The following is a 15166-nucleotide window of genomic DNA, read 5'->3' on the forward strand; positions in this document are numbered from 1 at the left end:
AACCAGGTTAATAGTTTTGTAACAACGACAATGACAGATTGAAACAGTAGAGTTTGAAAAACAGGCAGGATAATACCCTGGAATGCAGCATTTTATTCCGCTCTTTGTGCCGTTATTTTATGCTGACAAATGCACTTTTTTTTGTTTATCTATAGTGAAAAGCAGAATATTATCTTTTCTTAATCGACTGAAAAATAGAGATTTTAGCCGTAATTTGCTTAAAAAACTGCGCTAAACCATTAACGAGACTGGTAAAAATAGTACAGTTCAAAAAAAGCACAGTCTGCTTTTTAACCACATAAATACAAAATATATACATCATCACGAATGGGGATTCAGGAAAATGAAACGGAATGCGAAAACAATCATCGCAGGGGTGATAGCACTGGCAATGTCACACGCGGTCATGGCGGAGGATATCAAGGTCGCTGTTGTCGGGGCGATGTCAGGTCCGGTCGCGCAGTGGGGTGATATGGAATTTAATGGCGCACGTCAGGCCATTAAAGATATCAATGCCAAAGGCGGGGTCAAAGGCGACAAACTGGTTGCCGTCGAATATGACGATGCCTGCGATCCGAAACAGGCCGTTGCGGTAGCGAACAAAATCGTCAATGACGGCATTCAGTACGTCATTGGTCATCTGTGCTCATCTTCCACGCAGCCCGCATCAGATATCTATGAAGACGAAGGCATTCTGATGATTTCCCCGGGCGCGACCAACCCGGAACTGACCCAGCGCGGTTACGCACACATTATGCGTACAGCGGGCCTGGACTCCTCTCAGGGGCCGACCGCCGCGAAATACATTCTGGAGAAGGTGAAGCCGCAACGCATCGCCATCATTCACGATAAACAGCAATACGGTGAAGGCCTGGCGCGTTCAGTGCAGGAGAGCCTGAAAGCGGGCAAAGCCAATATCGTCTTCTTTGACGGGATCACTGCCGGGGAAAAAGATTTTTCTGCGCTGATCGCCCGCCTGAAAAAAGAAAATATCGATTTTGTTTATTACGGCGGCTACTACCCGGAAATGGGACAAATGCTGCGCCAGGCTCGCTCCGTCGGGCTGAATACCCAGTTTATGGGACCTGAGGGCGTGGGCAATGCGTCGCTGTCTAACATTGCCGGTGATGCCGCTGAAGGCATGCTGGTGACCATGCCAAAACGCTATGACCAGGATCCGGCGAATAAAGCTATCGTCGATGCGCTCAAAGCTGACAAGAAAGATCCAACCGGGCCGTACGTGTGGATCACTTATGCAGCCGTCCAGTCATTGGCGACCGCAATGGATCGCAGCGGTAGCAAAGAGCCGTTGGATCTGGTGAAAGATCTGAAAGCACACGGGGCTGACACCGTGATTGGGCCGCTGAAATGGGACGAAAAAGGCGATTTGAAGGGATTTGAGTTTGGTGTCTTCCAGTGGCACGCGGACGGATCATCGACCGTCGCGAAGTAATAGCTGAAGACGAGTTATCCCACCGCCCGTGCAAAACGGGCGGGTTAAGAAAGGTTACCTTATGTCCGAGCAGTTCCTCTATTTCTTGCAGCAGATGTTTAACGGCGTCACGCTGGGAAGCACCTACGCGCTGATCGCTATCGGTTACACGATGGTGTACGGCATTATCGGCATGATCAACTTCGCCCACGGCGAGGTGTATATGATCGGCAGCTATGTCTCCTTTATGATCATCGCTGCGCTAATGATGATGGGTATTGATTCCAGCTGGCTACTGGTCGCGGCGGGCTTTGTCGGCGCGATTGTGATTGCCAGCGCCTACGGCTGGAGCATTGAACGCGTAGCGTATCGGCCCGTGCGCAGCTCTAAGCGCCTGATCGCGCTGATTTCCGCTATCGGGATGTCCATCTTCCTGCAAAACTACGTCAGCCTGACGGAAGGTTCGCGCGATGTGGCGCTGCCCAGCCTGTTTAACGGCCAGTGGACCGTCGGCAGTAGCGAAAACTTCTCTGCTTCCATCACCACCATGCAGTTGGTTATCTGGATTGTAACCTTCCTGGCGATGCTGGCGCTGACGCTGTTTATCCGTTACTCCCGTATGGGCCGTGCCTGCCGTGCCTGCGCGGAAGACCTGAAAATGGCCAGCCTGCTCGGCATAAATACCGATCGCGTGATTGCACTGACCTTTGTGATTGGCGCGGCAATGGCGGCGGTAGCGGGCGTACTGCTCGGCCAGTTCTACGGCGTAATTAACCCCTATATCGGCTTTATGGCCGGGATGAAAGCCTTTACCGCGGCGGTACTGGGCGGCATCGGCAGCATTCCTGGGGCGATGATCGGCGGTCTGATTCTGGGTGTTGCGGAAGCGCTCTCCTCTGCTTATCTGAGTACCGAATACAAAGACGTGGTTTCATTCGCGCTGCTGATTCTGGTGCTGCTGGTGATGCCGACCGGTATTCTGGGTCGCCCGGAGGTAGAGAAAGTATGAAACCGATGCATTTTGCAATGGCGCTGCTCTCTGCCGCTATGTTCTTCATCCTGGCGGGCGTCTTTATGGGTGTCCAGTTGGAGCTTGACGGCACCAAACTGGTGGTGGATACCGCCGCGGATATCCGCTGGCAGTGGGTGTTTATCGGCACTGGCGTGGTTTTTCTCTTCCAACTGTTGCGTCCAGCTTTCCAGAAGGGCTTGAAGAGCGTCTCCGGACCGAAGTTTATTCTGCCGGCGATTGATGGCTCCACCGTTAAACAGAAGCTGTTCCTGGTGGCGCTGCTGGTGATTGCCGTGGCGTGGCCGTTTATGGTGTCGCGCGGTACGGTTGATATTGCCACGCTGACGATGATTTATATCATCCTCGGCCTCGGCTTAAACGTGGTGGTGGGACTTTCCGGTCTGCTGGTGCTGGGTTACGGCGGCTTCTATGCCATCGGTGCTTACACCTTCGCGCTGCTGAACCACTATTACGGACTCGGCTTCTGGACCTGTCTGCCGCTGGCGGGGCTGGTTTCCGCTGCTGCGGGCTTTATGCTCGGCTTCCCGGTACTGCGCCTGCGCGGTGACTATCTGGCGATTGTGACTTTAGGCTTCGGCGAAATCGTCCGTATCCTGCTGCTCAACAACACCGAAGTGACCGGTGGTCCGAACGGTATCAGCCAGATCCCGAAACCGACCTTTTTCGGTCTGGAGTTCAGCCGTACTGCCCGTGAAGGTGGCTGGGATACCTTCAGCAACTTCTTTAACGTGAAGTACGATCCCTCTGACCGCGTTATTTTCCTCTATCTGGTGGCGCTGCTGCTGGTGGTCTTCTCGCTGTTTGTCATCAACCGTCTGCTGCGTATGCCGTTGGGTCGTGCGTGGGAAGCGCTGCGCGAAGATGAAATTGCCTGTCGCTCGTTGGGCTTAAACCCTACGCGCATCAAGCTGACCGCCTTTACCATCAGCGCCGCGTTCGCCGGTTTTGCCGGTACGTTGTTTGCCGCGCGTCAGGGTTTTGTCAGCCCGGAATCCTTCACCTTTGCCGAGTCGGCCTTTGTGCTGGCGATTGTGGTACTGGGCGGAATGGGCTCACAGTTCGCAGTGATCCTCGCGGCCATCCTGCTGGTGGTGTCACGCGAGCTGATGCGTGATTTCAATGAATACAGCATGTTAATGCTGGGTGGTTTAATGGTACTGATGATGATCTGGCGTCCGCAGGGCTTGTTGCCGATGACCCGTCCGCAGTTGAAGCTGAAAAACGGGGAAGCAAAAGGAGAGCAGGCATGAGTCAGCCATTATTATCCGTCAACGGCCTGATGATGCGCTTCGGCGGTCTGCTGGCGGTAAACAACGTTGAACTGGAGCTGAGACCACAAGAGATCGTCTCGTTAATCGGGCCAAACGGCGCGGGAAAAACCACGGTCTTTAACTGCCTGACCGGTTTTTATAAGCCGACGGGTGGGACGATTAAGCTGCGCGACCAGCATCTGGAAGGGCTGCCGGGTCAGCAAATTGCGCGGATGGGTGTGGTGCGTACTTTCCAGCACGTGCGTCTGTTTCGCGAGATGACGGTGATTGAAAACCTGCTGGTGGCGCAACATCAGCAGCTGAAAACCGGCGTCTTCTCCGGCCTGTTGAAAACCCCGTCGTTCCGTCGCGCGCAGAGTGAAGCGTTGGATCGCGCCGCCACCTGGCTGGAGCGTATTGGTTTGCTGGAGCACGCCAACCGTCAGGCCAGTAACCTGGCCTACGGCGACCAGCGCCGTCTGGAGATTGCACGTTGCATGGTGACCCAGCCGGAAATCCTGATGCTCGACGAACCCGCCGCAGGCCTCAACCCGAAAGAGACCAAAGAGCTGGACGAGCTGATTGCTGAACTGCGTAACCATCACAACACCACTATTTTGTTGATTGAGCACGACATGAAGCTGGTGATGGGTATTTCCGACCGTATTTACGTGGTGAATCAGGGCACGCCGCTGGCGAACGGGACGCCGGAACAGATTCGTAACAACCCGGACGTGATCCGCGCCTATTTAGGTGAAGCATAATGGTGGTGACGCATAATATGGAAAAAGTCATGTTGTCCTTTGACAAAGTCAGCGCCCACTACGGCAAGATACAGGCGCTGCACGACGTCAGCTTGTATATCAATCAGGGTGAAATCGTGACGCTTATCGGCGCCAACGGCGCGGGAAAAACCACGCTGCTTGGTACGCTGTGCGGCGATCCGCGAGCGACAAGTGGGCGAATTGTCTTTGATGGTAAAGACATTACCGACTGGCAGACGGCGAAAATCATGCGCGAAGCGGTAGCGATTGTTCCGGAGGGGCGTCGCGTGTTTTCCCGCATGACGGTGGAAGAGAACCTGGCGATGGGCGGCTTCTTTGCCGAAAAGGACCAGTTTCAGGAACGCATCAAGTGGGTGTATGACCTGTTTCCCCGCCTGCATGAACGTCGAATTCAGCGTGCGGGCACGATGTCCGGCGGTGAACAGCAGATGCTGGCGATAGGCCGTGCGCTGATGAGTCAGCCGCGGCTGCTGCTGCTTGATGAGCCGTCGCTGGGTCTGGCGCCGATTATCATCCAGCAGATCTTCAACACCATCGAACAACTGCGCGAGCAGGGGATGACAATCTTCCTCGTCGAACAGAACGCTAACCAGGCGCTGAAGCTCGCCGATCGCGGCTACGTGCTGGAAAACGGTCATGTGGTGCTGGAAGACACCGGTGATGCGTTACTGGCTAACGAAGCAGTGCGCAGCGCGTATCTTGGCGGTTAACATTCTCTGAATGGACAAGGGGGCCTGATATGGCCCCTTTTTATTGCTCTATGTTATTATTGAGAATAGTTATCAATAATAAAAGTGAACATGGAGAAAGGATGATACGTTCCGGTAGCTGCATGATGATTGGCGGTTTGTTTTTGACGCTTTCATCAAATACCCTGGCCTTAACACCGCCAGCGTTCGACCCGCGCGACCCTTCAATCTGGGAAGAGAAACCGGACAACTCGTTAGCGCAGTCTAGCTCGCCCTGTGAAGTGTTCACCTCCTCTGTCTGCCCGGGCTGGGAAGATGAGAAATCGGATATTCAGCGCGAACGTGAGCGGCGGGAACAGCAGCGTTTACAGAATGAATATGAACGACGCTGGCGTAAAGATTAATGTTCCTTGCTGGCTGCAACAGATAACGTCATCCTGGCCGGGTAAGACATAGCGTTACCCGGCTTTGTTGTGCACCACCCCGCATTTTCCTGTCACTACGCTTTCACCGCCTTGCCATCTGTTTGTCGCCTTACTATCTTTTTTTTGTAATAAAAAAGTTATTTTTCTGTCATTCGAGCATGTCATGTTACCCCCGCGAGCATAAAACGCGTGATATCGCGCATCCGGCACAACAAGAGAGATAACCGATGATATCGTTACGACATACAGCTTTAGGACTGGCACTTAGCCTGGCGTTTGCAGGTCAGGCTCTGGCCGTCACCACTATCCCGTTCTGGCACTCAATGGAAGGTGAACTGGGTAAAGAAGTTGATTCACTGGCGCAACGTTTTAATGCCGCCAATCCCGACTACAAAATTGTTCCGCAGTACAAAGGCAACTACGAGCAGAGCCTGAGCGCAGGTATTGCGGCTTTCCGTACCGGAAACGCACCTGCGCTACTGCAGGTTTATGAAGTGGGCACGGCAACGATGATGGCCTCGAAAGCCATTAAACCGGTCTATGAAGTATTCAAAGAGGCTGGTATTAACTTCGATGAGTCTCAGTTCGTGCCGACGGTTTCCGGTTATTACACCGACTCTAAAAGCGGACACTTACTCTCCCAGCCGTTTAACAGCTCCACGCCGGTGCTGTACTACAACAAAGATGCCTTCAAAAAAGCCGGTTTAGACCCTGAGCAGCCGCCAAAAACCTGGCAGGATCTGGCGGAATACACCGCGAAGCTGAAAGCAGCAGGCATGAAGTGCGGCTACGCCAGCGGCTGGCAGGGATGGATTCAGATTGAAAACTTCAGCGCCTGGAATGGTTTGCCGGTAGCCACCAAAAACAACGGCTTTGATGGTACTGACGCGGTGCTGGAATTCAATAAACCGGAACAGGTGAAACATATCGCCCTGCTGGAAGAGTTGAACAAAAAAGGGGATTTCAGCTACTTCGGGCGTAAAGACGAGTCTACCGAGAAGTTCTATAACGGGGATTGTGCCATTACCACTGCCTCTTCCGGTTCTCTGGCTGACATCCGCCACTACGCCAAATTCAACTATGGCGTCGGCATGATGCCGTACGATGCCGATGTGAAGGGCGCGCCGCAGAACGCGATTATCGGGGGGGCCAGCCTGTGGGTGATGCAGGGTAAAGACAAAGCAACCTACGAAGGCGTGGCGCAGTTCCTCAACTTCCTGGCGAAGCCTGAAATTGCTGCCGAATGGCACCAGAAGACCGGCTACCTGCCCATTACCACCGCCGCGTACGACTTGACCCGCGAGCAGGGCTTCTATGATAAGAACCCTGGGGCTGATATCGCCACCCGCCAGATGCTGAACAAGCCACCGTTGCCGTTCACCAAAGGGCTGCGTCTGGGCAACATGCCGCAGATCCGCACCATCGTAGATGAAGAACTGGAAAGCGTCTGGACCGGGAAGAAAACCCCGCAGCAGGCGCTGGATGCTGCCGTTGAGCGTGGCAATCAGTTACTGCGCCGCTTTGAGCAATCGACTAAATCGTAATGTGAAATGCCGGGTGGCGGCTGCGACTTACCCGGCCTACAAATGCGTGTAGTTTGTAGGCCGGATACGGTGTTTGCACCGCAATCTGGCACCTTCCAGGAAAAGAACCTACATGTCTTCATCCCGTCCGGTGTTCCGCTCGCGCTGGCTTCCCTATTTGCTGGTGGCCCCGCAGTTGGTTATCACCGTTATTTTCTTTATCTGGCCCGCCGGTGAAGCGCTGTGGTACTCACTACAATCCGTTGATCCGTTTGGTCTTTCTAGCCAGTTTGTCGGACTGGAAAACTTTATCGCGCTGTTTCATGACCCGTACTACCTTGATTCATTCTGGACCACCATTAAGTTCAGTACATTAGTCACGGTAAGCGGTTTGCTGGTGTCGTTATTTTTTGCGGCGCTGGTGAATTACGTGGTGCGCGGCAGCCGTTTTTACCAGACGCTGATGCTGTTGCCTTACGCCGTCGCGCCCGCCGTCGCCGCCGTATTGTGGATCTTCCTGTTTAACCCAGGGCGCGGGCTGATTACCCATTTTCTCGGTGAGTTTGGCTATGACTGGAACCATGCGCAAAACAGCGGTCAGGCGATGTTTCTGGTGGTGTTTGCGTCGGTCTGGAAGCAGATTAGTTACAACTTTCTGTTCTTCTTTGCCGCACTACAGTCTATTCCGCGGTCGCTGATTGAAGCCGCCGCGATTGATGGTGCGGGACCGGTTCGCCGCTTCTTTAAGCTGGCGCTGCCGCTGATTGCACCGGTCAGCTTCTTTCTGCTGGTGGTGAATCTGGTTTATGCCTTCTTTGATACCTTCCCGGTGATCGATGCCGCCACGGCGGGTGGGCCGGTACAGGCGACCACTACGTTGATTTATAAGATCTATCGCGAAGGCTTTGTCGGGCTGGATCTCTCCGCCTCGGCCGCCCAATCGGTAGTGCTGATGTTCCTGGTCATTATTTTGACGGTGGTGCAGTTCCGCTATGTGGAAAGTAAGGTGCGTTACCAATGATTGAGAATCGTCGTGGGCTGACAATATTCAGCCATGCCATGTTGATTATGGGGATCATGGTGATCCTGTTTCCGCTGTACGTCGCGTTTGTTGCGGCGACGCTGGATAACAAAGCAGTCTTTGAAACGCCGATGACGCTGGTTCCCGGCACACAACTGCTGGAAAACATGAAATACATCTGGGTCAACGGCGTGGGCGTTAACAGCGCGCCGTTCTGGCTGATGATGCTCAACAGTTTCATCATGGCGTTCAGTATTACGGTAGGGAAAATCACCGTCTCTATGCTCTCCGCATTCGCCATCGTCTGGTTCCGCTTTCCACTGCGTAACCTGTTCTTCTGGATGATTTTTATCACGCTGATGCTGCCGGTAGAGGTGCGTATTTTCCCGACGGTGGAAGTGATCGCCAACCTGAAAATGCTCGACAGCTATGCGGGTCTGACGCTGCCGTTAATGGCATCGGCGACTGCGACGTTCCTGTTCCGGCAGTTTTTTATGACCCTGCCGGATGAACTGGTTGAGGCGGCGCGTATTGACGGCGCGTCACCGATGCGTTTTTTCCGCGATATTGTACTACCGCTGTCAAAAACCAATCTGGCGGCGCTGTTTGTGATCACCTTTATCTACGGCTGGAACCAGTATTTGTGGCCGTTGTTAATTATTACCGATGTCAATTTGGGCACTGCGGTGGCAGGTATCAAAGGCATGATTGCTACTGGTGAAGGCACCACGCAGTGGAATCAGGTAATGGCAGCCATGCTGCTGACGCTCATCCCTCCGGTAATCATCGTGTTAGCCATGCAGCGTGCCTTCGTACGTGGCCTGGTCGATAGTGAGAAATAAAAATGGCTGGTTTAAAACTACAGGCAGTAACCAAAAGCTGGGACGGCAAAACCCAGGTGATTAAACCGCTGACGCTGGATGTCGCGGACGGAGAATTTATCGTGATGGTTGGCCCATCCGGCTGCGGTAAGTCAACGCTGCTACGGATGGTGGCCGGGCTTGAACGGGTGAGCGGCGGCGATATCTGGATTAATAATAAACGCGTCACCGAAATGGAGCCTAAGGATCGCGGCATTGCGATGGTCTTTCAGAACTACGCGCTCTACCCACATATGAGCGTGGAAGAAAATATGGCCTGGGGGCTGAAAATCCGTGGGATGGGCAAGGAGCATATTGCCGAACGGGTGAAAGAGGCGGCGCGTATTCTCGAGCTGGGTGAACTGCTCAAGCGTCGTCCGCGCGAGCTTTCTGGCGGTCAGCGCCAGCGTGTGGCGATGGGGCGGGCGATTGTCCGTGACCCAGCGGTATTCCTGTTTGATGAGCCGCTGTCTAACCTCGATGCCAAGCTGCGCGTACAGATGCGTCTGGAGTTACAACATCTGCATCGCCGACTGAAAACCACCTCACTGTATGTGACGCACGATCAGGTAGAAGCGATGACCCTCGCCCAGCGGGTGATGGTGATGAACAAAGGCATTGCCGAGCAGATCGGCACGCCGGTTGAGGTATATGAAAAGCCTGCCAGCCGCTTTGTGGCGAGTTTTATCGGCAGCCCGGCGATGAATCTGCTGGACGGGCGCATCAGCGCCTCGGGCACCCATTTTGAACTGGATGACGGCATGACGTTGCCCCTCGGCAGAAGCGCGAGGGAGTCTGGTGGGCGTAACATGACGTTGGGTATCCGCCCGGAGCATATTGCGCTAAGCTCGCAGGCCGAAGGCGGCGTGCCGTTGGTCGTCGACACGCTGGAAATGCTGGGAGCGGATAACCTGGCACACGGACGTTGGGGTGAGCAAAAGCTGGTGGTGCGACTGGCGCATCAGCATCGCCCGACGGCAGGCAGCACGCTGTGGCTGCATCTGCCGGAAAATCATCTGCATCTTTTTGATGGCGAAACAGGACAACGCGTATGAGTAACTGGCCTTACCCCCATATCGTCGCCCATCGCGGCGGCGGTAAGCTGGCACCGGAAAACACCCTGGCGGCGATCGACATGGGGGCGCGATACGGGCATACCATGATTGAGTTTGACGCTAAATTGTCGAAAGACGGTGAGATCTTCTTGCTGCATGACGACAACCTGGAACGCACCAGCAATGGTTGGGGTGTGGCAGGCGAGCTGAACTGGCAGGATTTATTGCGCGTGGACGCCGGCGGCTGGTTTAGCGGTGAGTTTAAAGGCGAACCGCTACCGCTGCTCTCGCAAGTGGCCGAGCGCTGCCGTCAGCACGGTATGATGGCGAATATTGAAATTAAACCTACCACCGGCACCGGAACGTTAACCGGCAAAGCCGTAGCGCTGGCCGCTCGGGAACTGTGGGCGGGAATGACACCACCGCTGTTGTCATCCTTTGAAATTGACGCGCTTGAAGCGGCGCAGCAGGCGGCGCCTGAACTGCCGAGAGGCTTACTGCTTGATGAGTGGCGCGAGGACTGGCGTGAGCTGACAACGCGGCTGGGCTGCGTCTCTATTCATCTTAATCACAAGCTGCTGGATGAAGCGCGCGTGGATGCGCTGCGCGACGCAGGGCTGCGTATTCTGGTGTATACCGTCAACCGACCCCAGCGCGCGGCGGAACTGCTACGCTGGGGAGTGGACTGCATCTGTACCGATGCCATTGATACGATTGGTCCGGATTTCCAGCCCTGTTAAGGCCCAATTGTTTTTAACGGAACGTTAGGCTGCGGCGTGCTGGAGGGCTTCAGCATGTCGCCGTTCTTTTTCTCCGACAGCATATGTTGCTTATTCAGCGAGCTGTCCGGGTTACGGGTTCCACTTAACATCCCACCGTTGCTGTTGGGCAACATTTGCTGCTGGCTGGAATTAAATTCACCAGGCTGAGACTGAAGGACGCGCTGGGAGTTGGTATTGATTTGGTTTTCCATATGCTGTTGTTGCATACGCGTCTGCGTTTGCAACTGCTGATTGAGCATCCCTTTCTGCTGAATCTGCTGCGATTGCATTTGGGTTTGCATACGCTGCTGGCTCGGGATCTGATAACCGGGTTGATTCGGGTTATTCATGGTGTTGATGGGCTGTGCAAAGCCTGCAAACGGCAACAGCATGGCTAAAAGTAAGAGTCGTTTCATCGCTTTTCTCCTCTCGGGGATCTCTTAAGTTTACTCCTTTCTCGCCGTTACGATGATTATTTCAGAGTTATGCACCAGGCTTAGTGGGGGCTGACCCCCATACATCTGGAGAATAACGATGATAAAACCGACGTTTTTACGCCGGGTAGCCATTGCTGCTCTGCTCTCAGGAAGTTGTTTTAGCGTTGCTGCCGCTCCGGCAGCACCGCCGCCGGTATCATACGGTGTTGAGGAGGATGTGTTCCATCCCGTGCGTGCGCAGCAGGGGATGGTGGCCTCCGTGGATGCGCTTGCCACTCAGGTGGGGGTGGATATTCTTAAACAGGGTGGGAATGCCGTTGATGCCGCCGTGGCCGTTGGCTACGCGCTGGCGGTGACGCATCCCCAGGCGGGCAATCTGGGCGGTGGCGGTTTTATGCTGCTGCGTACCAAAGACGGTAACACCACGGCGATTGATTTTCGCGAAATGGCCCCTGCTGGCGCGACCCGCGACATGTTCCTTGATGAGCAGGGCAACCCCGATGCGAAAAAGTCGCTGACGTCGCATCTGGCATCCGGTACGCCGGGTACCGTCGCGGGTTTCTCGCTGGCGCTGGAGAAATACGGCACGATGCCGCTGAACAAAGTGGTACGTCCGGCGATGAAGCTGGCGGAAGAGGGCTTTGTGGTTAATGACGCACTGGCCGACGATCTGAAAACCTATGGCAGTGAAGTGCTCCCTAATCACGAGAACAGCAAAGCCATTTTCTGGAAAGACGGCGAGCCACTGAAAAAAGGCGATAAGCTGGTACAAAAGAACCTGGCGAAAAGTCTGGAAATGATTGCCGAAAGCGGCCCGGATGCGTTTTATAAAGGGGCTATTGCCGATCAGATCGCCGGGGAAATGCAGAAGAACGGCGGGCTGATGACCAAAGAGGACTTAGCCAGCTATAAAGCCGTGGAGCGTACGCCGATTAGCGGTGACTATCGCGGGTATCAGGTCTTCTCCATGCCGCCGCCCTCCTCTGGCGGTATTCACATCGTGCAGATCCTCAATATTCTTGAAAACTTTGATATGAAGAAATACGGATTTGGCAGCGCCGACGCCATGCAGGTCATGGCTGAAGCGGAGAAGTATGCCTACGCTGACCGCTCGGAGTATCTGGGCGATCCCGATTTTGTGAAAGTGCCGTGGCAGGCATTGACCAACAAAGCCTATGCTAAAACGCTTGCCGATCAGATTGATATCAACAAGGCTAAGCCTTCCAGCCAGATTAAACCTGGCAAGCTCGCCCCGTATGAAAGCAATCAGACCACTCACTTCTCGGTGGTGGATAAAGACGGCAATGCCGTGGCGGTGACCTATACCCTGAATACCACCTTCGGGACCGGTATTGTGGCGGGTAACACTGGCATTCTGCTCAATAATGAAATGGACGACTTCTCTGCCAAGCCGGGCGTACCGAACGTATACGGTCTGGTAGGCGGCGATGCCAACGCGGTCGGACCGAAGAAGCGTCCGCTGTCATCTATGTCGCCGACTATCGTGGTAAAAGATGGGAAAACCTGGCTGGTTACCGGCAGCCCAGGCGGGAGTCGAATTATCACTACTGTGCTGCAAATGGTGGTCAACAGCATTGATTTCGGGATGAACGTCGCCGAAGCGACCAACGCACCACGCTTCCATCATCAGTGGTTGCCGGATGAGCTTCGTATTGAGAAGGGCTTCAGCCCGGATACAATTAAGCTGCTGGAGCAAAAAGGACAGAAAGTGGCGCTGAAAGAAGCGATGGGCAGCACGCAGAGCATTATGGTTGGACCGGATGGCGCACTGTATGGCGCGTCCGACCCGCGTTCCGTGGATGATTTAACGGCGGGTTACTGATTGTTGATTAATAGCCCGGCATCAGGCGCCGGGCTATATGTTAGTTACGCCGTGAGTAACCGCGCCGGATTATCAATACAGAGCTTGCGAAGAGTATCGTTATCTACGCCACGGGCAGCCAGATAGGCGAGGAAAACATTTGGGACAAATCCCCAACCATTCCCCCCATTTTTTGCCCACATCTGTTTGAGAAAAACATCATGGCTTAATACGATCTGGTCGGCGTAACCCAGTTCAATCAGATGCGCTACCGCATCTGCGGTGTCCTGAACACCTGGGGCGATACCTTCTTTGGGGAAAGTAATGTCCAGACCAATCATGTCAAATTCAAGCCATACGCCGCGGTCAAGCATTTTACGTTGATAGGCAACATCCTTTCCTGAAGGGTCTGAGTGCGCCAGCGAAACTTTTGCCGGAGAGACGTTCATCTCTTCAAGGACAATATCCAGTACCTCATCACCCAGCCGCAGCCACCCTGGCATATGGATATTCATTGCCGTATGGGGATTATTACGTTGTGCCAGAGACGCCGCGCGCAGGCTGTTGCGCTCAGCTTGGGTAAAAGCGGGTGATACGCCAATTTCACCGATCATACCGGCGCGAATATCCGTCTCGCCAATCCCCTGATTCAGTTCCTTATCAATAAGTGAGGCTAATAACTCGACAGGTTTGTGGATCCTGGCGCTTTCAAACTTTTCCAGATAAGGTCCTGAAGAAGCAACGATATTCAAACCAGTTTTTAATGCCACTTCCCGCAATGAAGTGGCGTCCCGACCAATAGATTCAGAACCCGTCGCGTCGACAATCGTCCTGCCTCCCAGTGACATGAAGTTATTGATTTCAAAGATGACATCATCAATCTCTTTTCTGTCCATGTTATCGGCGCAGCAGTACGGGTCGTGTTTCAGTCCCCACTGCAGGTCAGCACTGACTTTCTTTCCCACCAACTGCTGTGAAAAAGCATACTGTGGCTCGTCAACAACGGATGACAAATCGTTAAACAGGTGCTCATGCGGTAGCGTCAGACCCATTTCTGAGTGTGCCACTGGGCCCGTTACGGTTTGCAGGAAGCCTTTCATCCTGACACCTCCATTTTTTTCGCCATTTTGGATGCTCTGTATTCGGGGATGGTGGTAACAATTGCACCTACTAACGCGAATAATGTACCGATGATGGTGACCAGATAGACCGTATTGCCTAATGATGGGATTAACTCATCAATCAACACCGATCCCAGTAACTGACCCGCGGTAGAAGCGACACCCAGCATTAATAGTCCTAAGCCTCTGACCAGAATCGCCATCAGCCCGATGGACAGCAGACCCAGCGGGCCACCGAGATACATCCACCACGTATCGGGTAACTGGACGGTGACATGCCCTAATGCGACACGTATCGCCAGCGCAGCACCCAGGACACAAAAGCCGACGATGAAGTTCCAGGTAATGGAAACCAGCATGGATCCCGTTGCCTCGGCGACTTTGGCATTCCCCGCAGGCTGCCAGCCAGCGAGTAATCCTGCCAAAAATGGAAGGATAGCCAGCAGGATAAACGAGGTTGAGTGCCACTGTGGCGACACGACAAAAATCGTGGCAATAACAGCGAACAATGCGCCAGTAACGCGCCATGGCGTGAAATATTTCTTCTCATCCACACCGACGCCAAAACGGTCGCACAACAGGCCGGAAAGGAGCAGGGCGGAAATTAAAGCAGTTTGAAAAGTGGCAACGCCTAACGCGCTGGCTGATGCGCCTTCAGAAAATACGACCATCGCCCCGCATAACCCGGCAAACCAATTCCACAAGGGGATTTTCCGCTTTTTAATCAGCGTAGGGATCGACGCGAATTGATGGCGTGTTTCTTTACGCGCAATAATAATAAAAAACATGACGACCAGACCGCTGGCGAAAGAGATTACTGCGCAAGCATTACCATCCTGCAACCAGTGTCCCAATTGCCCATTAACGGCAGACTGCATTGGGGAAAGCATACCGGCTAAGATGGTTGCAAGCATCAGTAAGGGGGTTGAGTACTTATTCTTGTTCATACATC

15 protein-coding genes are annotated in these 15166 nt (G+C 53.9%); 12 read left to right on the top strand and 3 right to left on the bottom strand.

Going from position 1 to position 15166, the window contains the following annotated elements:
• The first annotated feature begins 343 nt into the window (after positions 1–343).
• From livK to ugpQ, 11 genes are all read left to right on the top strand, one after another.
• A complete protein-coding gene (gene livK / locus KQJ19_RS09000; protein WP_047415930.1) occupies positions 344–1453 on the top strand; it encodes a high-affinity branched-chain amino acid ABC transporter substrate-binding protein LivK in 1110 nt (369 codons plus the stop codon).
• 61 nt (positions 1454–1514) lie between these two features.
• Positions 1515–2441, top strand: a complete 927-nt coding sequence (livH, locus tag KQJ19_RS09005) for a high-affinity branched-chain amino acid ABC transporter permease LivH (RefSeq protein WP_003023435.1) — start codon at positions 1515–1517, stop codon at positions 2439–2441.
• Positions 2438–3715, top strand: coding sequence for a branched chain amino acid ABC transporter permease LivM (livM, locus tag KQJ19_RS09010; RefSeq protein ID WP_016154835.1), 1278 nt, complete (start codon positions 2438–2440; stop codon positions 3713–3715). The genes livH and livM overlap by 4 nt, the downstream gene beginning before the upstream one ends.
• Complete coding sequence (livG, locus tag KQJ19_RS09015; RefSeq protein ID WP_003023438.1) at positions 3712–4479, top strand: high-affinity branched-chain amino acid ABC transporter ATP-binding protein LivG; 768 nt, start codon at positions 3712–3714, stop codon at positions 4477–4479. Before livM ends, livG begins: the two co-directional genes overlap by 4 nt.
• Before the next feature lie 17 nt (positions 4480–4496).
• On the top strand, positions 4497–5210 hold the full coding sequence (gene livF / locus KQJ19_RS09020; RefSeq protein ID WP_085951092.1) for a high-affinity branched-chain amino acid ABC transporter ATP-binding protein LivF: 714 nt from the start codon (positions 4497–4499) through the stop codon (positions 5208–5210).
• A 101-nt stretch (positions 5211–5311) separates the two neighbouring features.
• Positions 5312–5593 (top strand): hypothetical protein, encoded by a 282-nt coding sequence (locus KQJ19_RS09025; RefSeq protein ID WP_200046839.1) that lies wholly within the window; start codon positions 5312–5314, stop codon positions 5591–5593.
• A gap of 248 nt (positions 5594–5841) precedes the next feature.
• Positions 5842–7158, top strand: a complete 1317-nt coding sequence (gene ugpB, locus KQJ19_RS09030; RefSeq protein WP_016154831.1) for a sn-glycerol-3-phosphate ABC transporter substrate-binding protein UgpB — start codon at positions 5842–5844, stop codon at positions 7156–7158.
• Between the two features lie 112 nt (positions 7159–7270).
• Positions 7271–8158, top strand: a complete 888-nt coding sequence (gene ugpA / locus KQJ19_RS09035) for a sn-glycerol-3-phosphate ABC transporter permease UgpA (RefSeq protein ID WP_016154830.1) — start codon at positions 7271–7273, stop codon at positions 8156–8158.
• Positions 8155–9000, top strand: coding sequence for a sn-glycerol-3-phosphate ABC transporter permease UgpE (gene ugpE / locus KQJ19_RS09040; protein ID WP_003023450.1), 846 nt, complete (start codon positions 8155–8157; stop codon positions 8998–9000). Before ugpA ends, ugpE begins: the two co-directional genes overlap by 4 nt.
• A 2-nt stretch (positions 9001–9002) precedes the next feature.
• On the top strand, positions 9003–10073 hold the full coding sequence (locus KQJ19_RS09045; protein WP_141875791.1) for a sn-glycerol-3-phosphate import ATP-binding protein UgpC: 1071 nt from the start codon (positions 9003–9005) through the stop codon (positions 10071–10073).
• Positions 10070–10813, top strand: a complete 744-nt coding sequence (gene ugpQ / locus KQJ19_RS09050) for a glycerophosphodiester phosphodiesterase (protein WP_047501430.1) — start codon at positions 10070–10072, stop codon at positions 10811–10813. Before KQJ19_RS09045 ends, ugpQ begins: the two co-directional genes overlap by 4 nt.
• Here the strand turns inward: ugpQ and KQJ19_RS09055 are convergent.
• Positions 10810–11250 (bottom strand): DUF2756 family protein, encoded by a 441-nt coding sequence (locus KQJ19_RS09055; protein WP_049283113.1) that lies wholly within the window; start codon positions 11248–11250, stop codon positions 10810–10812. The genes ugpQ and KQJ19_RS09055 overlap by 4 nt on opposite strands.
• Positions 11251–11368: 118 nt before the next feature.
• On the opposite strand from KQJ19_RS09055, the gene ggt reads away from it, so the two are divergent.
• On the top strand, positions 11369–13114 hold the full coding sequence (gene ggt, locus KQJ19_RS09060) for a gamma-glutamyltransferase (protein ID WP_194831213.1): 1746 nt from the start codon (positions 11369–11371) through the stop codon (positions 13112–13114).
• A gap of 44 nt (positions 13115–13158) precedes the next feature.
• Here the strand turns inward: ggt and KQJ19_RS09065 are convergent, their stop codons facing one another.
• Both KQJ19_RS09065 and KQJ19_RS09070 read right to left on the bottom strand, forming a co-directional pair.
• Positions 13159–14193, bottom strand: a complete 1035-nt coding sequence (locus tag KQJ19_RS09065) for a phosphotriesterase (protein ID WP_049283111.1) — start codon at positions 14191–14193, stop codon at positions 13159–13161.
• Complete coding sequence (locus KQJ19_RS09070; RefSeq protein WP_049283110.1) at positions 14190–15161, bottom strand: DMT family transporter; 972 nt, start codon at positions 15159–15161, stop codon at positions 14190–14192. Before KQJ19_RS09070 ends, KQJ19_RS09065 begins: the two co-directional genes overlap by 4 nt.
• Positions 15162–15166 lie beyond the last annotated feature (5 nt).

It is taken from the genome of Citrobacter sp. S46_ASV_140 (genome assembly GCF_018919545.1).
GTDB lineage: Bacteria > Pseudomonadota > Gammaproteobacteria > Enterobacterales > Enterobacteriaceae > Citrobacter > Citrobacter braakii.